This window comes from Mesorhizobium sp. B2-3-12 (genome assembly GCF_006442205.1).
Classification (GTDB): Bacteria; Pseudomonadota; Alphaproteobacteria; order Rhizobiales; family Rhizobiaceae; genus Mesorhizobium.
This window is the reverse complement of sequence record NZ_VFVR01000014.1, coordinates 83333-102422: the sequence shown is the minus strand read 5'-3', so window position 1 is coordinate 102422 and position 19090 is coordinate 83333. Positions and strand designations below refer to the sequence as shown.

The 19090-nt window shown below is 65.7% G+C and carries 17 protein-coding genes, 1 tRNA gene and 1 pseudogene; 10 read left to right on the top strand and 9 right to left on the bottom strand.

Annotated elements, in window-relative coordinates; translation table 11 throughout:
- From FJ948_RS27565 to FJ948_RS27545, 5 genes and pseudogenes are all read right to left on the bottom strand, one after another.
- Positions 1 to 282, bottom strand: a pseudogene (locus FJ948_RS27565) (hypothetical protein); the annotation flags it as partial.
- 64 nt (positions 283 to 346) lie between these two features.
- On the bottom strand, positions 347 to 1255 hold the full coding sequence (locus FJ948_RS27560) for an N-acetylmannosamine kinase (protein ID WP_140710035.1): 909 nt from the start codon (positions 1253 to 1255) through the stop codon (positions 347 to 349).
- Entirely contained in the window at positions 1239 to 2066 is an 828-nt protein-coding gene (locus FJ948_RS27555) for a MurR/RpiR family transcriptional regulator (RefSeq protein WP_140710033.1), read from the bottom strand. Before FJ948_RS27555 ends, FJ948_RS27560 begins: the two co-directional genes overlap by 17 nt.
- 14 nt (positions 2067 to 2080) lie before the next feature.
- Positions 2081 to 3229: a GNAT family N-acetyltransferase gene (locus tag FJ948_RS27550; protein ID WP_246677640.1), complete on the bottom strand. Its 1149-nt coding sequence runs from the start codon at positions 3227 to 3229 to the stop codon at positions 2081 to 2083.
- 196 nt (positions 3230 to 3425) lie between these two features.
- A complete protein-coding gene (locus tag FJ948_RS27545) occupies positions 3426 to 3701 on the bottom strand; it encodes a hypothetical protein (RefSeq protein ID WP_140710031.1) in 276 nt (91 codons plus the stop codon).
- 320 nt (positions 3702 to 4021) lie between these two features.
- Between FJ948_RS27545 and FJ948_RS27540 the strand changes: the two genes are divergently transcribed.
- The 6 genes from FJ948_RS27540 to FJ948_RS27515 all read left to right on the top strand — a co-directional run bounded on the left by FJ948_RS27540 (position 4022) and on the right by FJ948_RS27515 (position 11771).
- Positions 4022 to 4975: an ABC transporter permease gene (locus FJ948_RS27540; RefSeq protein ID WP_224542515.1), complete on the top strand. Its 954-nt coding sequence runs from the start codon at positions 4022 to 4024 to the stop codon at positions 4973 to 4975.
- A gap of 34 nt (positions 4976 to 5009) precedes the next feature.
- Complete coding sequence (locus tag FJ948_RS27535) at positions 5010 to 6026, top strand: sugar ABC transporter substrate-binding protein (protein WP_140710027.1); 1017 nt, start codon at positions 5010 to 5012, stop codon at positions 6024 to 6026.
- A 12-nt stretch (positions 6027 to 6038) separates the two neighbouring features.
- Positions 6039 to 8156 carry an SMP-30/gluconolactonase/LRE family protein gene (locus tag FJ948_RS27530; protein WP_140710025.1) on the top strand — a complete coding sequence of 706 codons (2118 nt, stop codon included), beginning with the start codon at positions 6039 to 6041 and terminating at the stop codon, positions 8154 to 8156.
- Positions 8153 to 9247, top strand: coding sequence for a strictosidine synthase (locus tag FJ948_RS27525; protein ID WP_140710023.1), 1095 nt, complete (start codon positions 8153 to 8155; stop codon positions 9245 to 9247). The genes FJ948_RS27530 and FJ948_RS27525 overlap by 4 nt, the downstream gene beginning before the upstream one ends.
- A 3-nt stretch (positions 9248 to 9250) precedes the next feature.
- Positions 9251 to 10750 carry a sugar ABC transporter ATP-binding protein gene (locus FJ948_RS27520; protein WP_140710021.1) on the top strand — a complete coding sequence of 500 codons (1500 nt, stop codon included), beginning with the start codon at positions 9251 to 9253 and terminating at the stop codon, positions 10748 to 10750.
- Positions 10751 to 10874: 124 nt separating this feature from the next.
- On the top strand, positions 10875 to 11771 hold the full coding sequence (locus FJ948_RS27515) for a LysR family transcriptional regulator (RefSeq protein ID WP_140710019.1): 897 nt from the start codon (positions 10875 to 10877) through the stop codon (positions 11769 to 11771).
- Positions 11772 to 11938: 167 nt separating this feature from the next.
- On the opposite strand, the gene FJ948_RS27510 is transcribed toward FJ948_RS27515, so the two are convergent.
- Positions 11939 to 13435 carry an aldehyde dehydrogenase family protein gene (locus tag FJ948_RS27510; RefSeq protein ID WP_140710017.1) on the bottom strand — a complete coding sequence of 499 codons (1497 nt, stop codon included), beginning with the start codon at positions 13433 to 13435 and terminating at the stop codon, positions 11939 to 11941.
- A gap of 142 nt (positions 13436 to 13577) precedes the next feature.
- Here FJ948_RS27510 and FJ948_RS27505 point away from each other — a divergent pair, with 142 nt between their 5' ends.
- From FJ948_RS27505 to FJ948_RS27495, 3 genes are read left to right on the top strand one after another with little or no spacing between them, the layout of a single operon-like run.
- The gene (locus tag FJ948_RS27505; RefSeq protein ID WP_140710015.1) at positions 13578 to 14321 is read left to right on the top strand and encodes a glucose 1-dehydrogenase; all 744 of its coding nucleotides are present in this window, start codon (positions 13578 to 13580) and stop codon (positions 14319 to 14321) included.
- A 25-nt stretch (positions 14322 to 14346) separates the two neighbouring features.
- Entirely contained in the window at positions 14347 to 15444 is a 1098-nt protein-coding gene (locus FJ948_RS27500) for an isocitrate/isopropylmalate dehydrogenase family protein (RefSeq protein WP_140710013.1), read from the top strand.
- Between the two features lie 33 nt (positions 15445 to 15477).
- On the top strand, positions 15478 to 16617 hold the full coding sequence (locus tag FJ948_RS27495; RefSeq protein ID WP_140710011.1) for an alpha-hydroxy acid oxidase: 1140 nt from the start codon (positions 15478 to 15480) through the stop codon (positions 16615 to 16617).
- 33 nt (positions 16618 to 16650) lie between these two features.
- Here FJ948_RS27495 and FJ948_RS27490 read toward each other — a convergent pair.
- Positions 16651 to 16726, bottom strand: a tRNA-Ile gene (locus FJ948_RS27490).
- A 134-nt stretch (positions 16727 to 16860) separates the two neighbouring features.
- Between FJ948_RS27490 and FJ948_RS27485 the strand changes: the two genes are divergently transcribed.
- The gene (locus FJ948_RS27485) at positions 16861 to 17571 is read left to right on the top strand and encodes an SIMPL domain-containing protein (protein WP_140710009.1); all 711 of its coding nucleotides are present in this window, start codon (positions 16861 to 16863) and stop codon (positions 17569 to 17571) included.
- Between the two features lie 293 nt (positions 17572 to 17864).
- Here FJ948_RS27485 and FJ948_RS27480 read toward each other — a convergent pair whose 3' ends face one another.
- Positions 17865 to 18221 carry a hypothetical protein gene (locus FJ948_RS27480; protein WP_140710007.1) on the bottom strand — a complete coding sequence of 119 codons (357 nt, stop codon included), beginning with the start codon at positions 18219 to 18221 and terminating at the stop codon, positions 17865 to 17867.
- Between the two features lie 283 nt (positions 18222 to 18504).
- Positions 18505 to 18951 carry a YcgN family cysteine cluster protein gene (locus tag FJ948_RS27475; protein ID WP_140710049.1) on the bottom strand — a complete coding sequence of 149 codons (447 nt, stop codon included), beginning with the start codon at positions 18949 to 18951 and terminating at the stop codon, positions 18505 to 18507.
- Positions 18952 to 19090: the final 139 nt, after the last annotated feature.

Below are 19090 nucleotides of genomic sequence, written 5' to 3'. Positions count from 1 at the left end.
CTTGCCGATGTCGCATCGATCATCGACGCCGGTGCCGACATCGTGGCGCTGGATGCCACCAGCCGGCCGCGCCTTGATCAGTCCGATGATGGGAACGCTGACCCGCCGGCGCACGGCTTCCATGTTTGCCACACCCTCGATGCGCACCCCGGTCGCGCCGCCAAGAACGACCGAGCGGGCAATGGCGGCAATGTGCTCGGGAGCGTCGAGCGGCATGCCGGATTCCGCCTGGCACGAGACGACCAGCGTTCCATCGAGCTGAGCGAGCACATCGCCTTGCACCTGGGGCTTCTCCTTCGAGCGTTACCCCTGCAATCAATCGCGGATGATGCTTTTTGTCAAGAAACTATTTTAGATGAAAATTTCCGTCATAGAGCAGCGCCACCCCCAGCAGACCCGCATCGGCGCCGGCCTGCGCGGCAATGATCGGGCGCTGGAAGACGGCCGGAAGCCGCAGGGAACGCGCCCGCAGGGCCTCGATGAAACCCTGCGCCAGCCCGACGCCGCCGCCGACCGCGAAGCAATCGATGTCGACGGCGGCCGTCAGGTCGGCGAAGCCGTTGACCAGCGCGTCGACGGCGGAGGCGATCACCTCGGCGGCGCGGCCATCGCCTTGATTGGCGGCCGCGAACAGGTCCGGCGCGCCGACCGGACGGCCGAGCCGCTCGCTGCCGCGGCGAGCAAGCGCCGTACCGGATGCAACCGTCTCCAGGCAGCCGCGCCGGCCACAGCCGCAGATCACGCCGCCGGGATCGGACGTCATGTGCCCGGCATGGCCGGCGAGCCCCGTGGCGCCGGTCTGCAGGCGGCCGTCGATCACCAGACCGCAGCCAATGCCGGTGGAAACCGTGAAGAATGCGAAATTGCGAAAACCCCGGCCGGCGCCGACGGAGAATTCGGCCCAGGCAGCCGCCTGGGCATCGTTGACGACGAGCGGCGGCACGCCGAGCGCGCTTTCCAGCGCGTCGGCCAGCGGGTAGCCGTTCTCGATCGGCAAGGTATCCGGGTTGAGCGCGGTCAGCGCGCCGTCGCGCACGATGCCGGTGGTGGCGACGGCGACGGCGCTTGGCGCGTGCCTGGGCACAAGCGCGGCTATGGCCGCGACCAGATCGTCGCCCCTGCCCGTCCTTGGCGTCGCCGTCTGGCGCCTGTCGTGCAACCGTCCACCCTGCACTTCGGCCGCGGCGATCTTGGTTCCGCCGATGTCGATGGCAAGAACCGGGGCAAACACCGCACGGTCAGAAGCTGCGGTCACTCACGACCTCCGCCGTGCGGCCGAGCAGCGTGAGCCGCGCCGGATCCTGCCGCATCATCTCGGCCGCCAGCGCATCGACGATCAAAAGCTGGCTGATCTTCGACGGAAACGCGCCGCCGGTCAGCGGCGTCTCCGGCCAGGACGCGATCAGGGCGAGGTCGCAGGCGGCGACCAGCGGGCTCTTCGAGCGGTTGGAGATGCCGATGACGAAGGCGCCTTGCGAGCGGGCGAGTTCGGCGATGCGCACCGCGTCTATGGTCGAGCCCGAACTCGAAATGACCACCTGCACGGCGCCCTTCTGCGTGGTTCCCGCGGCCATCACCGCCAGATGCGCGTCACCCAGCGCACGGCTGAGCTTGCCGATGCGGGTCATCTTGTAGGCGAGGTATTGCGCCGTGATCGCGGAAGCGGCGATACCGAAGCAGTCGATCGCCGTCGCCGCCAGCAGCTGCCGCGAGGCCGTGGCGATGTCTTCCCGGACAATCAGCTGCTCGGTTTCGCGCAGCGAGATGATGGCGGTTTCCACCAGCCGCTGGATATCGTCGGTCGGCAAGCCGATGTCCCTTGCCCGCTCGTCGGTGGCCAGTTCCTTGGCCAGCGCCAGCTTGAAATCCTGGAAGCCGGTGAAACCCTGGTCGCGGCAAAAGCGCATGACGCTGGCTTCGGACGAGGCTGAGGCCTCGGCGAGTTCGGTGATGCTCTGGCGCAAGGTCGCGTCGGGCTGCGCCAGCACCGTCTCGGCGACGCGCGCCAGCGCCGGCGTCATGTCTCCCGCCGCCGCCCTCAGCGAGGCAATAAGCGCATGTGTCATGGATTTCCCTGTTCCTAGAAGTGCTCCGCCACCCAAGGCGGCGGTCCGGCAAACAGCTGATCACACAAACGTATATCAGCCGCATCGCCGGTCACCTGGCCATACTGCGCCAGTTTCGAGGCGCTGCGAAAGCCCGTGAATATCTGCACGAAGGCCGGCGCCTGCACGGCAATCGTCGGGCTGCCTCCGGTTGCCTCGCGGACCTCGACCACGCCATCCCTGATCCCGATCTCCAGCGCCGCCTCAGCGGGTCCGATGCGCAGCGCAAGCCTCATATTGTCGACATGGTAGCCGCGCTGGCGGAGCGCCGCGGCCGGATCGAGCACCCGCAACAGCCATTCCTCCTGATGGGCGAGACGCCAGCCCTTGTCCGGCATCGCCGCCACCAGATCATCCTGCGGGCCGCCATGCCAGCGCACGACCGGATAGACCGAGCGGAACCTGGCCAGGAACGAAAGCACGCCCTGCGCGGCTTCCGAGGAAGCGGCATGCCAGTCGCGGACCAGGAGGCAGGCCTCGTCGCCCATGTCCAGGATCAGATAGGCCGCCTCGCTTTCGGCAAGATAGGCGGCGAGGGAATCGGTCGGCTCCCGCCGCAGCTCGTTCCAATGCGCGGCACCACGGCTGAGCAGCCCAGCCTCGCGACCCGCCTTGGCGGCATAGGCAACGGCAAGGCGCGGATCGCTGAGCTCGACGCGCTCGAAGCCGAGCTTGCTTGCGGCCGGCAGGCTTGACGTCTCGGCTTCGTAGACGATCTCGTGGCCGGCGAGCTCGAAGCCGCTCTTGCGGTAGACCGGCCGCGTCGAGGCGAACAGCGTGGCGATGGCAGCCCCTTTGCCCAGGGCCTGGGCGCACAGCGCGTCGACAAAAGGCACCGCCAGCCCCTGCCCGCGACGCTCCGGCGCGATCGCCACATGCGCGATGTTGGCCGCCGGCACCGGCTTGCCATGGAAGACATGCGCGGTCTCGAGCAGCGCCGCGCAGGCCTCCGGCTGCCCGCTTTCGCCGCGCAGCAGCCTGAGCGAGCCGAGGCCGACATGGGCGATGTATTCGTCCGATCGCGCCTTGCCGAAGCCGAAGGCCCAGCTCATCAGCCGCGCGATCTTAGGGGCATCCCCTGTCGTCGCCGCTTCGACAACGACAGTTTTGGAGTTTTTCTTCATATGAGCCTCATGATTGGAGATTTTCATCATAACGTGAAATCGCCAATTCGCAATGGCCGGCGGCAATGATCGGCCGGTATGCTCGGGAGGTAATGGCCGGTCGTTCAGGATAGCGCCAAGCCGGACGCGTGTCCGCGCCAGTGGACCGTGTCGCGTTCGCAACGTGCCGGCCTGATGGCCGGCGAGCGTCAGCCGATCACTTCCCGCAATGGTGGTCGTTGATCTTATTTATCGCAAAGCCGTCCGGTCCTGTCCGGTGGTAGGAGCAGGCCCCGGCGGCCGTCGTGAACAGCTGCTGGTCGTAATAACGCGGGCCGCCGAACAGGAAGTCGATGAGATCGTCATCGGCGGGAACGTAGCGCTCCTGATCGCCCTGATGATGACGATGCTTGGACCCGGCCAATGCCGAAGAGGACATGCCGCAACCCATTGCCAGAGCAACAGCGCAGATCGCCAACCGTTTGATCGTCATCGCAAACACCCTTCTGTTCGGACTCCATCTATATCCAAATCATCGGACGGCGAAAAGTTCCCTCGGGCAAGGCGCGCCAGCCGATTTGCGGCGGTCCGCCGACGCGTCCGGACCGAACTGCACAGCGCATCAGAAAATCGAAATTGCCCCTGCCGCCTCGAGCCGCAATGGTCTTGTGGGAGGCAGCCGGCTCAAGGCTGCGGAGGAATCGCCGGGCGGCAGGGGGGCCGCACGGGCAGGCTGCCGCTCATGGCTGCGGCAAGGGAGGAAGGACATTGGCTGGTTCGGGCAAATCCGACAGCGCGCGCCCGGGCATCAAAATGTCCCAGGAACTCGTCGTCGTCGCGATCTCGGCCGTTCTCTTCGTCGTGTTTTCGGCGACGCTCAACAATTTCCTGAGCCAGGGCAACATCCTCGCCATCCTCAAGAACGTCTCGATCCTCGGCACGCTGGCGGTCGGCATGGGGTTCATCGTCGTGGGCCGCGGCATCGATCTGACCATGGTGGCGGTGATGGTCGTCGGCGTCGCCTTCTCGATCTGGATCTCCACCTGGGGCGTCGACTTCACGCTGGCCATCATCTTCGGCGCCGTCCTGGTCGCGGCCATCGGCCTGTTCACCGGCATCATGGTGGCGGTGGCCGAAATCCCGCCGATCTTCGCCACCCTGGCCATCGCCTCGTCGGTCTACGGCTCGGGCCGCATCGTCTTTGCCTCCGACGTGCTCTATGCCCCGTCCGATATCGGCTGGCTGAAATTCGTTGGCAACGGCACCATCCTCGGCATCCCGATGTCGGTGATCATCTTCGCGGCGGTGGCCGCGCTGATGGGCTTCTTCCTGAAGAAGACCCGCTTCGGCCGGCTGGTCTATGCCACCGGCGACAACCCGAACGCGGCCCGCACCACCGGCCTGCCGACGCGCCCGATCATCGTGACGCAATATGTCATCAGCGCCCTCATCGCCTATACCGCCGGCATCATCATGCTGGGTCTGGTCACCGGCATCGACACGCGCCTCTACAATTCCAGCCTGATCTACGACGTGCTTTTGGTCGTCGTGCTGGGCGGCATCGGCCTCTCCGGCGGCCAGGGCGGCGTGCGCAACGTCATCGTCGGCACCATCCTGGTCGGCATCCTGACCAACGGCATGACGATCCTGAATTTCAGCTACACCAGCCAGAACCTGATCAAGAGCGTGATCCTGCTGGGCGCCCTGGCGATCGACGCCATCATCAATCCGCGTGACGAGCAGACCTCGCAGAGCGGCGACATCTGAAACAACAACCAAGACATTAATCAGGGAGGAAACCATGAGATTGTTCAAGAACTGCCTGTTCGCGGGGCTTACCGCGCTCACGCTGCTGGGCGCGGCGCAAGTCACGGGCGCGCAGGAAACCGACCAGGTCGGCCGCTCGACCTATCTCGAGGCGCTGAAGGGCAAGAAGGTCATCTTCGTGCCGATCTCGCAGGGCATGGACCTCAACCAGGCATGGGTGGTGGTGTGGCAGCGTCACGCCGCCCGCTACGGCTTCACCCTCGAAGTGCGCGATCCTTCCGGCGACACCAATGCCGGTATCCGCGCCATGCAGGGCGCGATCGCCGAGAAGCCGGACCTGATCATCGTCCAGAACCCCGATGTGCAGACCTACGCACGCCTTTTGAAGCAGGCGCAGGCCGCCGGCATCAAGGTGCTGCAGGTCAACATGCAGTCGGCGACCCAGACCGATTCCTATGTCGGCAATGACTGGATCGAGATGGGCCGCCTCGAAATGGGCGAACTGGCCAAGCACTGCACCGGGCCTAACGCCGTCTCGCACAAAGTGGTGTGGCTTGCCGGCGTCCAGACGGGCGCCGCCAACATCTACATGCGCACCGGCATCGACGAGGTGCTGAAGGCCAATCCCGAACTGCAGCTCGTCTCCGACCAGCCGGCCGACTACATGAGCGAAAAGGCCCGCCAGATCACCGAGACCGTCCTCCAGCAGCATCCGGATCTGTGCGGCATCATGGGCATCTGGGACAATGCCGAAGTCGGCGCCGGTGCCGCCGTCGCGGCCGCCGGCAAGCAGGACCAGGTGACCATCGTCACCAATGGCGCCGGCAGCGCCACCGGCTGCGAGAGCATCAAGAACGGGCTGCTCGACGTCATCTTCAACTTCAACGCCCCGATCCAGGCCGAGATCGCCGCGCAGCAGATCTCCGAACTGCTGCAGCAGCCCGACCGCAAGGCGGGCAGCGAGAAGACCATCTTCTTCGGCCCGATCACCCGCGTCGACAAGACCAATGCGACCGGCAGGAACTGCTGGAAGCTGGACGAGCTCAAGTAACGGACTTCATTGATGAGCCTGGCCGAAAGCCTTGTGCGCTGGCGCTACCGCCTGCTCCCCGACCACGTGGTCGGGGAGATTCTGACCAAGAAGTGGATCGACAGCGTCATCCCCTTCACGGCGCTGGTGATCCTGTGCGCGATCTTCGGCTCGATCGTGCCGGGCTTCTTCGATCTGACGACGCTGACCAATCTCAGCGGCCAAACCGCGGAACTCGGCCTGGTCGTGCTCGGCATGACCATCGTCATGGTCTCCGGCGGCATCGACCTGTCGGTCGGCTCGACCTTCGCGCTCGCCGTGCTGGTCACGCTCTACGGCATGAATGTCGAGCAATGGAGCTTCGGCACCGGCTTGCTGGCGTGCCTTGGACTGGGCGTCGTCTGCGGCGCCATCAACGGCTTCCTGGTCGGCTTCCTGCGCATGCGGGCGTTCCTCACCACGCTGGTGACGCTGATCATCTACCGCTCGACCTTCGACATCGTCTTCCCGCGGGTCTCGACGCCGATCGTCACCAGCGGGCCGGATTCGCCGACCTATGATTTCCTCGGCTTCGGCACGGTCTGGGGCGTGCCGACATCCTTCGTCGTCTTCGTGGTCATCGCGCTGGCCATCCACCTCGTGCTGTCGCGCGCCCGCTATGGCTGGCGGCTGTTCGCGGTCGGCGGGGCGCGCCGCTCCGCCTACAATGCCGGCATCAATGTACGCTTCACCCTGTTCAGCGCCTATGTGCTGTGCTCGGTGCTGGTGGCGCTCTCCGGCTTCTTCTTCTCGGCCCGCATCGGCAGTGCGGCTTCCGACATCGGCACCGGGCTCGAACTGCAGGTGCTGACCGCGACCGTGCTCGGCGGCATTTCGCTCGGCGGCGGGCGCGGGTCCGTCGCCAAGGCGCTGATGGGCACCGTCTTCGTGCTCGTGCTTTCGAACAGCCTGCTTGCGCTCGCCGTGCCCGGCCCTGTCAACTTCCTGATCCTCGGCTTCGTGCTGCTTTTGTCGGTGCTGCTCGACGTGCGCTGGGTGAAGAACCGCCACAAGATCCTGCGCAGCGTCTACATCTCGCCGACCTTCGCCAAGATGCCGCAGGCGATCTCGACCGCGCCGGGCGCGCCGATGGCGGTGAACGACCGGCTGAAGGATGTCGGCGTCATCGGCCTCGGCTTTCTCGACGGCGCCGAGGACGTCATCTTCGACCGGCAGGACCGTCTCTACACCGGCAGCCGCCAGGGCGACATCCTGCGCTTCCAGCCACCGCATTACACCGAAAGCGAAGTGTTCGCCCATATTGGCGGCTCACCGCTCGGCATGGCTTTCGACCGCGACGACAATCTGGTCATCTGCGTCGCCGGCATGGGCCTCTACCGGGTCTCGCCTGCCGGCGAGGTGAAGCTGCTCACCGCCGAGACCAACCGCTCGCTGACCTCGGTGGTCGACGACTCCACCATGAAACTCGCCGACGACTGCGATATCCTCCCCGATGGCCGCATCGTCTTTTCGGAAGCGACCGTGCGCTTCGAGATGCATGACTGGTATGCCGACGCACTGGAAAGCCGGGGCAATGGCCGCATCATCATCCATGATCCCAGAACCGGTTCGACCCGTACGCTTTTGTCGAACCTCGTCTTCCCCAATGGCATCTGCACCGCTTTCGACGGCCAGTCGGTGCTGTTCGCCGAAAGCTGGGCCTGCCGCATCAGCCGCTACTATTTCGACGGCCCCAAGAAGGGCAAGGTCGAGCGCGTCCTCGAGGGCCTGCCCGGCTATCCCGACAACATCAACCGGGCCTCCGACGGAACCTACTGGCTGGCCCTGATGGGCATGCGCACGCCGGCCTTGGATCTCTCGCTTGAGATGCCGGGCTTCCGCCGCCGCATGGCGCGGCGCGTTTCGGAAGACGCCTGGCTGATGCCCAACCTCAACACCGGCTGTATGCTGCGCTTCGACGAGAACGGCCAGATCCTCGAAAGCCTGTGGGACCAGGCCGGCGAGAAGCACCCGATGATCACCTCGATGCGCGAGCACAAGGGCATCCTCTATCTCTGCGGCATCTTCAACAACCGCATGGGCACGCTCCCCCTGAAGGGCGTCGATCCCAACTGGTTCAGCTCGGATTCCTATTGGGGCAAAAAGCCATGAGCGGTTTGAGCCAGCTTTTTGACCGCTTCCTCGGCCGTGGCGACTGGGCCGTGACGGTGCCGACGCTCGACGGGCCGCTTTTGCCCAACCAGAGGCTGGAAGAGGCCGAGCCATTTGCCGGCCTTGCCGAGGCCGACAATCTCGTGCGCACCGAAAAGGGCATACTGGCCAGCAGCGCGAACCGGCTGATGCGCTTTGGCGCCGAAGGCCATGCCGAGGTGCTGCAGGAGTTTCCCGGCGAGATCACGGCGCTTGCCCATGCCCGCGGCATGACCGCAATGGCCATCGACGGCACGGGCGTCGTCATTCGCGGCGGCCTCCATGACGGCCGGGAGGCGACGGGTGACGAAGCCCGGCGTCTCTCCTGCGTCACCGCCCTCACCTTCCTCGACAGCAACACCTTGCTGGTGGCCAACGGCTCGGCCGCGCTGCCGGCAAGCGGCTGGCGCCGCGACCTGATGCAGAAGAACGCCTCCGGCTCGCTCTGGCGCCTCGACCTGAAAAACGGCCGGCTGGAGCTGATCCGCGACAATCTCGCCTGGCCGGCCGGCATCGCCACCACCGGCTCCAACCGCGTCTACGTCACCGAGGCCTGGCGCCACCGCGTGCTGGCGATCGACCTTGCCACCAAGGCGACGCTGCCGGTGCTGGAGCATCTGCCGGCCTATCCCGCCCGCATCGCGCCCGCTTTCAACGCCGGATACTGGCTGACCTTCTATTCCGTGCGCAACCAGCTGGTGGAGTTCATCCTGCGCGAGGAGACCTATCGCAAGCGCATGCTGGCGGAGGTTCCCGAAGCCTACTGGATGGCGCCGTCGCTCGGCTCATGGCGCGACTATCGCGAGCCGATGCAAGGCAGCCAGTTGAAGCAGATGAACGTGCTGAAGCCTTACGCGGTCACCCGGTCCTACGGGCTGGTGGTGCATTGCGACCAGAACATGAAGCCGCTGTCGAGCTTCCATTCGCGTGCCGATGGCAAGGTGCACGGCACGCTCAGCGCCTGCGAGGCGGGCGATGATCTGCTGGTCGCCTCGCGTGGCGGATCGAGGATCGTGCGCGTGGCGAACGCCGCCGGCGGCAAGCGAGGCTAAGCGATGTCGGACGCCAACATCATCGAACTCAGGGACGCCACCAAGGCCTTCTCGCGCATCCCGGCGTTCAAGAATGTCAATTTCGACCTGCGCAAGGGCGAAATCCACGCGCTGCTAGGCGAAAACGGCGCCGGCAAGTCGACGCTGACCAAGGTCATGGCCGGCGTCTTCAAGCTGACCGAGGGCAAGATGACCTTCGACGGCAAGGACGTGTCGTTCTCGGCACCGGCCGAGGCGCTGCGTGCCGGCATCGCCATGGTCTACCAGGAAACCAATCTGGTGCCGGCCATGACGGTGGCGCAAAACCTCTATCTCGGCGAAGAGAAGATGTTCAACCGGCTGCGCGGCCTCTACATCCAGGCGCGCCAATTCCTCGCCGGCATGGGTTTTCAGGTCGACCCGACCGCGCAGGTCAGCACGCTGGGCGCGGCGCACAAGCAGATGGTCGAGATCGCGCGCGCCGTCCACCACAAGGCCCGCGTCATCATCTTCGACGAGCCGACGGCGACGCTGACGCCTGAGGAAAAACGCCATTTCTTCAATCTCTTGCATCGCCTGGTGAAGGAAGGCATCGCCGTCATCTTCATCACCCACGCACTGGAAGAGGCGCTCGCCGTCGCCGACCGCATCACCGTCATGCGCGATGGCGAGATCGTCGCGTCCGGCGATGCCAAGGGCTTCACCCGCGCTTCCGTGGTGCAGGCCATGGTTGGCCGCACGCTGACCGAAACGCTGCATGGCGAGGTCAAGCGCGCGGCGCGCCCCTATGGCGACAAGGTGCTTTCGGTCGAGAACCTGTCCTGCGCCGGCCTGGTGCGCAACTCCTCCTTCTCGGTCTTTTCAGGCCAGGTCACCGGCATGTTCGGCCTCGTCGGCGCCGGCCGCACCGAAATGGCCAAGGTCGTCGCCGGCCTGTTGAAGCGCAACATCTTCCATGGCGGCGAAATCCGCTTGCTCGACAAATCGGTGCGTTACCGCGTGCCGAGGCCCGCCGTGCGCGACGGCATCGTCTATGTCACCGAGGACCGCAAGGTCGACGGCTTCTTCGAGACCATGACGGCCGGCGAGAACCTGCAGATGGGTGAACTGACCGAAGGCGCCAATCCGGTCTCCATGGTGTCGCTGGCGCGCGCCAGGCAGCTCGCCCGCGAATGGGGTGAGCGGCTCAGCCTGCGGCAGATCAGTGACCGCGCCAGGATGATCGAGCTTTCCGGCGGCAACCAGCAAAAGGTCGTGATCGCCAAATCCCTGATCCAGAAGCCGAAGCTGGTGATTTTCGACGAGCCGACGCGCGGCGTCGACGTCGGCGCCATCGTCGAAATCCATCAACTGATCGGCGAGCTCGCCGACCAGGGCATGGCCGTCGTCGTCATCTCCTCCTATCTGCCTGAGATCCTTGCGGTCTCCGACCGCATCCTGGTGGTCAAGCGTGGCCGTGTGGTGGAAGAGATGATGCTGTCGGAAGCGACCGAGGAGCGCGTCATGTTCGCCGCGGTCCACTGATCCCCGGCTGAACGGGGATATCTTTGCTGGCTAATCAAGGACCGACGCCTGGCCCGGCCTATTGCCTTGCAATCGCTTCCGCGTCTCAATAGGTCAGGAGGACAGATCACCTGCCCGAACGGACATGTCCAGCATCAACCTCAAACTTCTGCAGACATTCCTGCTTGCCGCCGAAAACGGCAGCTTCCGGCGTGCCGCCGAAGAGAGCAACCGCTCGCCATCGGCCGTCTCCATGCAGATCCGCGATCTCGAGGAACAGATCGGCATCTCGCTCTTCATCCGCACCGCGCAGCGCGCCAGCCTGACGCCCGAGGGCCAGATCCTGTTCGAGGAGATCGCCAATGCGATGTCGCAGGTGCAGACCAGCCTCGACCGGCTGACCGAGATCGCCGCGCGACGCAAGGGCAAGGTGCAGATCGCCTGCGCGCCGACGCTTGCCGCGAGCCGGCTGGGCGACATACTGGCCACCTTCAAGCTGCGCTATCCCCGCTCGATCGTCGAGGTCATCGAACTGCCGCCGCAGGCGGCGCTCAGCCTGCTGCAGCAGCAGGAAGTCGAGTTCTACATCGGCCCCGAATTGCCGAACCTGACGGACTTCCAGTTCGAGTCGATCCTCGACGATCCGCTGATGGCCTGCATCCCCACGGAAATGCATGGCGGTGAGAAGAAGCTGCTTTTGTCCGACCTGCAGCGCTTCCCGCTGATCCTGCTCAACCGCAAGACGGCGGTGCGCGGCCTTGTCGACCGGCTGACGGCGGCGGAAGGCATCGAGCTCAAGCCGCAATACGAGGTCGAAAGCGCACAGACGGCGGTGGCGCTGGTGTGTTCGGGACTTGGCGTCTGCGTGGTGCCAGGCATCGCCATCTCGCGCAATGACGAGCGCATGCGGGTCGTGCCGATCGACCATCGCGACGCCCACCGCTCCGTCGGCATCATCACCGCGCGCGGCTACGTGCACCACTCCTTTTCCGAACAACTGATGAACCTGATCCGCACCAACCTGCGCGAACTGGCGCACTGAGCAACGCACCCGGCACATGCGCCAGGGTGTGTCGAGATTCAGGTCAGGCCGAGCCGAGAATGATGGCGTTCGAGAACCGGAGCGGAGCGTACTTTTCGTACGTGAGCACCGGAAGCGCAGAACGCCGCCATTCGCAGGCCGGCCTCACCTGAATATCGCCACACCCGTCAGTCGGTCTGGATCCAGACGGCCTTGGTCTCCAGATACTCATTCAGATGCTCGACGCCGCCCTCGCGGCCGTAGCCGGACATCTTCATGCCGCCGAACGGCACGGCGGGGTCGATGGCGTGGTACATGTTGACCCACACCGAGCCGGCCTTGACGCGGCGCGCCAGCTTGTGCGCGGTGCCGAGATTGGTGGTGAAGATGCCGGCGGCCAGACCGTAGGGCGTCGCATTGGCGCGCGCCACGGCCTCGTCCAGCGTGTCGAAAGGCATCGCCGAGATCACCGGCCCGAAAATCTCCTCGCGCGCGATGGTCATGGTGTCCGACACCGCGCCGAAAACGGTCGGCGCGATGAAATTGCCGCCGTCATAAAGCGCGCCCGTCAGCCGCGCGCCGCCGGCGACGAGTTCAGCGCCTTCGTCGCTGCCGGCCCTGATGTAGCCTTCGACCTTGCCGGCCTGCCTGGCGTTGATGAGCGGCCCGATTTCCGTTTCCGCCTCGATGCCGTGGCCGATGCGTAGCCTGCCGGCGAACTCGGCCAGCCGCCGCACGAATTCGTCATGGATCTCGCGCGCCACGAAGAGCCGCGAGCCGGCGATGCAGATCTGGCCCGAATGCACGAACACCGACATCGCCGCGACGGGCACGGCCTTGTCGATATCGGCGTCGCGGCAGACGATGACAGGCGACTTGCCGCCGAGTTCCAGCGAAACACGCTTGAGATTGGCCACGCCCGCCCGCGCGATCGCCTGGCCGGTCAAAGTCGAGCCGGTGAACACGATCTTGTTGACGTCGGGATGCTCGGCGAGCCGCGCTCCGGCCTCCGCCCCGGTACCGGTGACGATGTTGACGACGCCATCGGGCACGCCCGCTTCCTGCATCAGCTTGGCGATCAAGAGCGGCGTCAGCGACGCATCCTCGGAAGGCTTCAGCACGATGGTGCAGCCGGTGGCGAGCGCCGGCGCGATCTTCCAGATCGAGGCCGCGGTCGGCGCGTTCCAGGGGATGATGGCGCCGACCACACCGACCGGTTCGCGTCTTGTGAAGGAGACGATTTCGCCCGGAATGGAATTCTCGATCGCCTCGCCGTGCAGCGCGGTCGCCATGCCGCCGTAAAAGCGCAGCATGCCGATGACGCGCCTGCGGTTGGCCAGCGTGCGCGTGATCGGCAGCCCCATGTCGAGCGTGTCGGAAACGCTGAGCTCTTCCCAATGGGTCTCGAACAGGTCGGCGATGCGCAGCAAGACGCACTGCCGCTCATAGGGCGAGAATTTCGACCATGGACCTTCGAAGGCCGCGCGCGCCGCGGCCACCGCGGCATCGATATCGGCGGCTCCGCCGCGCGGCACTGTGGCCAGCACTTCACCGGTCGCCGGGTTCAGTGCCTGCATCACCGCACCGGATTGCGCCGCGACCCACTTGCCGCCGATGAACATCGGCCGGAATTCGCCGTGGTAGAGCGTCGTGGCCTTCGCCCTCGGGTCGAAATTCACTGTCATCTCTTCCTCCTCGAGAATTCCGTGGCGACTATTACGCCCGGTGCGGCCGACCTCAAACAAGGAAAGCTAAAAGGGCGTTCAGATAATCGGACTGTGCAATTGGTGCGTCTTCCCCGATGGTTCAGCCAACGGAGGAACGGATATGAGACTTGCAGGCAAGGTCGCCATCGTCACCGGCGGCGGTTCGGGATTTGGCGAAGGTATCGTCAGGAAATTCGTCGCCGAGGGCGCGCTGGTCGTGCTCATGGACCGCGACGAAGCGGCCGCGTCCCGCGTCGCGAGCGAGGTGGGCGGCAATGTGCGGCCCATCACCGGCGACGTCTCGACGCTGGGGAGCTTCACGGCTGCCGCCGACCTCGCCCGCTCGGCCTTTGGCGGCCTCGACATCCTCGTCAACAATGCCGGCGTCGCGCAGCCGCCGCTGCCGCTGGAAACCATGGACGAAGACCTGTTCGACAGGATAGCCGACGTCAACATGCGCTCGATCTACAACGGCGCCCGCGCCGTGGTGCCGCATTTCAAATCCACCAAATCGGGCGCCATCCTCAATGTCGCCTCGACCGGCGGCGTCTCGCCGCGCCCGAACCTCACCTGGTACAACGCCTCCAAGGGCTGGGCGATCGCCGCGAGCCGGGCCATGGCCGTGGAACTCGCGCCTTTCGGCATTCGCGTCAACGCCATCAACCCGGTCGCCGGCGACACGCCGCTTCTGTCCACCTTCATCGGCTCCGGCGAGGAGAACCGTGCCCGCGTCGTCGCCACCATCCCGATCGGCCGGCTGTCGACGCCGCAGGACATGGGCAATGCCGCCGCGTTCCTGTGCTCGGACGAGGCCAGCATGATCACCGGCGTCGACCTCAACGTTGATGGCGGCAAGTGCATTTGAGGCTCTGGCATATGGGTGTCCACCGATGAAGGAAACTTACGAAATCGCGGTGGTGCATGGCGACGGCATCGGCCCGGAAGTCTGCGCCGCCGCCATCGAGGTGTTGAAGGCGGCGCTCGGGTCGGGCAATCCGTTGCGCTTCACGGAATACCCCGCCGGAGCCGAGCATTTCCTGAAAACCGGCCAGAGTTTTCCCGAGCCGACCTTCAAGGCCTGCCGGGCGGCGGATGCGATCCTGCATGGTGCCGGCGGCCTGCCCGGCGTCGTCCATCCCGACGGCACCGAAGCCGGCCTCGATTTCACCCTGAAACTGCGCTTCGACCTCGACCTCTACGCCAACATCCGCCCGATCAGGCTCTTCGAAGGCGTGCAGAGTCCACTGAGCGGCATGAAGGCCGGCGACATCGACTACATCATCCTGCGCGAAAACAGCGAAGGGCTCTACGCGGCGCGCGGCTCGGGCGCGCTGCTGCGCGGCGAGGTCGCGGTCGACACGCTGGTGCAGACCCGCGCCGGCATCGAGCGCATCGTGCGCAAGGCTTTCGAGCTGGCACGCCAGTCAAAGGGCGCGCCGCGCGACGGCGTGCGCCGCGTCACCTGCTGCGACAAGGCCAATGTGCTGCGCAGCTACGCCTTCTTCCGCTCCGTCTTCGACGAAGTGGCGAAGGACCATCCCGATATCGCCACCGAACATGCGCTGGTCGACGCCATGGCCATGCATCTCGTGCTCAAGCCCGGCCATTTCAACGTCATCGTCACAGAGAACATGTTCGGCGACATCCTGTCCGACCTCGCCGCCGCCACCGTCGGCGGCATGGGCATGGCGCCGTCGGCCGAGATCGGCGAGACAAACGGCTTCTTCCAGGCCGCGCATGGCTCCGCGCCCGACATCGCCGGCAAGGGCATCGCCAATCCCTACGGCACGATCCTGTCCGCGGCCTCGATGCTCGACTGGCTCGGCCACAGGCATGACGACGGAAAGCTCAACCGGACCGCCGACCGCATCCGCGCTGTCACCGAAAGCTGCCTTGCCGGCGGCCTGCTCAGCACCGATCTCAAGGGATCATCCTCGACCCGCGAGATTACGCAGGCCGTGTGCGATCGCCTCGCCGGCCCGGCATGAGGCGGGCGGGCATGCTGACAGGCGAGGTCTGAGATGGGATCGCTCGATCGCATGGTTTCGGTCGAGGATTTTCGCCAACGCGCGCGCCGCCGCCTGCCCAGATCGATCTTCGAGTTCGTCGATGGCGGCGCCGGCCACGAGCTGACGCTGGCCGCCAACCGCGCCGACTTCGAGCGCATCCGGCTGGTGCCGCGCGTGCTGACCGACGTCTCCCGTCCAGACCTGACCACATCGCTGTGGTCGCAGACCTTCGCGACGCCGCTGGTGATCAGCCCGATGGGCTCCTGCGCGCTGGTCAGGCCCGGGGCCGACATCGCCATCGCCAGGGCAGCGGCGGCGCGCGGCATCCCCTATACGCTGTCCACCATGTCGACGACCGGCATCGAGCGCATGGCCAGGGCCGTGCAGGGGCCGCTCTGGTTCCAGCTCTACGTGCTCAAGGATTTCGACTTCAACCGCCAGCTCGTGCGACGGGCCGAGGAGGCCGGCTATTCGACGCTGGTCGTGACCGTCGACCTGCAGGCCGGTGGCAAACGCGAAAAGGATTTGCGCAACGGCATATCGATCCCGCTGCGCCCCTCGCCCCGGCATCTCCTCGAGGGCCTTTTGCATCCCGGCTGGTCGCTGCGCCTGCTGCGCGGCGGGCTGCCCCGGTTCGAGAATGTGCGCGGCTATCTCGGCGACACCAGCGCCGGACTGACCATCGCCGCGCGTGTCGGCGCCAACCTCCATGCCGGCTTCGACTGGGACGACTTCCGCCGCATCCGCGACTGGTGGAAGGGCCGGCTCGTGGTCAAGGGCGTCCTGCATGCCGGCGATGCCGCAAGCCTCGTGAAGGCCGGCGCCGACGGCATCTGGGTGTCCAACCATGGCGGCCGCCAGCTCGACGGCGCCATATCGAGCATCGACGCGCTGCCGGCAATGCGCCATGCGCTGGGGTCCGAGGTGCCGATCCTCATCGATTCCGGCATCCGCACGGGCATGGACATCATCAAGGCCGGGGCAAGCGGAGCATCCGCGACGGCGATCGGCCGGGCCGCCCTGTTCGGCGCCGCGGCTGGCGAGGCAGGCGTGGCCAGGGTGCTCGACATCCTGCTGGAGGAAGTCGCCAACGGCCTGAAGCTCAGCGGCGTGCCGGGCTTCGGACGGCTGGGACCCGACCTGATAGCCTGACGATGCCTCTCGCGCGTACTGGGTCAAAGCCAATGGTGGGCCCGGAGGGACTCGAACCCCCAACCAAGCGGTTATGAGCCGCCGGCTCTAACCATTGAGCTACAGGCCCCACGCGGGCTGGATTAATGTTTTTCGCATCGCGGCACAAGGCTTTACCGGCGGGCTTTCGCAGATCGCCCAAATCATCCCATAATCGCGCTCTACGCGACCCCTGCGACTTGATCGCGGACCAAGGAGATTTTCATGACCAGATATGTTTTGCCCCTCGCGCTCGCCGCTGCAATCGCTTTTCCGGCGATGGCTGGAGCCACCGATCTGCCGACGCCGCCCCGTATCATCGTTTCGGGTGAAGGCGAAGCGACCGTGGCTCCCGACCTGGCGGTCCTGACGCTCAGCGTCATGCGCGAAGCCAAGACGGCGCGCGCCGCGCTCGACGCCAACAATGACGCCATGGCCGCCGTGATCGCCGCGATGAAGGCCGCCGGCATCCAGGATCGCGACCTGCAGACCGCGGGCATTCAGATCAATCCCCGCTACAATTACACCAACAAGCCGGACGGCAGCCAGGAGGCCGAACTCGTCGCCTATCAGGTGACCAACACGCTTTCGGTGCGCGTGCGCGACGTCGACAAGACGGGCGAGGTCCTCGACAAGGCGGTGTCGCTCGGCGTCAACCAGGGCGGCGGCATCGCCTTCACCAATGACAATCCGGCGGCGACCGTCACCGAGGCGCGCAAGAAGGCCGTCGCCGACGCCATGGCCAAGGCCAAGACGCTGGCCGAGGCGGCCGGCGTCAGCCTCGGCCGGGTGCTCGAGATCACGGACCAGAACATCAGGCCGGCGCCGATGCCGATCAACGCCAAGGCCTTCGACGCCGCGGCCGGGGCGGCACCCGTGCAGGCCGGCGAGAACGCCTACAATGTGCAGGTCACCGTTACCTTCGAACTCAAATGATTGGCGAACTGAGGTAACCCGTTGAGCCGATGGCCGGTCCCGCCGGTCATCGGTCAGCCCTTTGCCCACATGAAAAACCCCGCGGGATCGCTCCCGCGGGGTTTTTTCGAGCCGCGCCCATCCGACGGACAGGGGCTCTACTACTCCAGGCTGATCTTCGCAGAAGATCATGCCTCCAGGCTAATCCTCGCAGAGGATTATGCCTCCAGACAGACCGACGCAGAAGATCATGCCTTCCGGCTAATCCTCGCAGAGGACCATGCCGCTAACCGATCTTCACGGCCGGAAAAGCCTCAGCGGTCGATGACCGGGCAACCGCGCTCGTTGGCGAACACGACGACGACACGGTCGCCATATTGACGGCCCACCACCTTGATCACGCGGCGGTTGACATCGACGATGCGGGCACGGTGCAGCCCCATGCGCTCGGCCTTGTCGAGGGCGCGGTCCGGCGAGCAGCCACGGCGCCAGTCGTCGCGACGCTCGTCCCGGCGGTGGCGATAGCCATCGTCGCCGGCATAGACGCCGAAGCGAGGATCCTGGTTGTTGCCAAAGCCGAGGTAGAGGCTGTCGGCATGGGCCGGCATGGCCGCCAGCGTGCCGAGGCCGACCAGAGCCGAAAGCGCTGCCGTCTTGATGGTGTTGTACATGGTTCTCTCTCCTTGTTGCGGGCTTGCGCCCCTCCTCGTGAAACCGATAGCGGGAGAATGCACTGGCCTGTCTGAACTATTTACGAACTCGCCGTTCATCCGCGGTTCATGTGGCGCCAACGGGGCAAATCGCCGGCCATCCGCAAATTCCTCGCCGGCCTAAATCTTTCGCCGATCCAATTCTTTCGCCGATATTGAACAATATCGCGCCAAACGCCTTGTCCCCGAGCCGGGTTCCCCCGAAAGCAGCGATCTTCGCCCGCAACTGCGGCCGATGTCTGCCTCAGGGCTCGTCGTCGAGCATATAGTCAAAATAGTCCTCGGGTTCGGCCAACTCCGTCTCGCTCGCCTTGACCCGGCCCCGCATCGAGATGCCGGCCTCATGCACGGTCTCGGCACTGCCCGAGACCAGGCGGTGCCACCAGTAGAGGTCGCGGCCCTCGGCCACCAGCCGGTAGGCGCAGGTGCTGGGCAGCCAGCTGATGGTGCGCACATTCCGCGGCGTCAGCCCGACGCAGTCGGGAACGCGCGCCAGCCGGTTGGCATAGTCGGCGCAACGGCAGCTCTCGGCGTCGAACAGCCGGCAGCCGACGCTGGTCCAGTAGATTTCACCGGTATCCTCGTCCTCGAGCTTCGACAGGCAGCATTTGCCGCAGCCGTCGCAGAGCGATTCCCACTCCGTGGGGCTCATCGCTTCCAGCGTCTTGGTTTTCCAGAACGGCGTTTCCATCTCCGGCATGTGGCCCCGGCAGCCGCCAAGGTCAAGCGCCGCAACGGCCGCAATGCGGCGGTAACCCGGCCGAATGACACGAATTTGCCTTCAAAAGGCCGGCCAATCGCCCCGTACGGCCCCTAACGATGGGCAACCG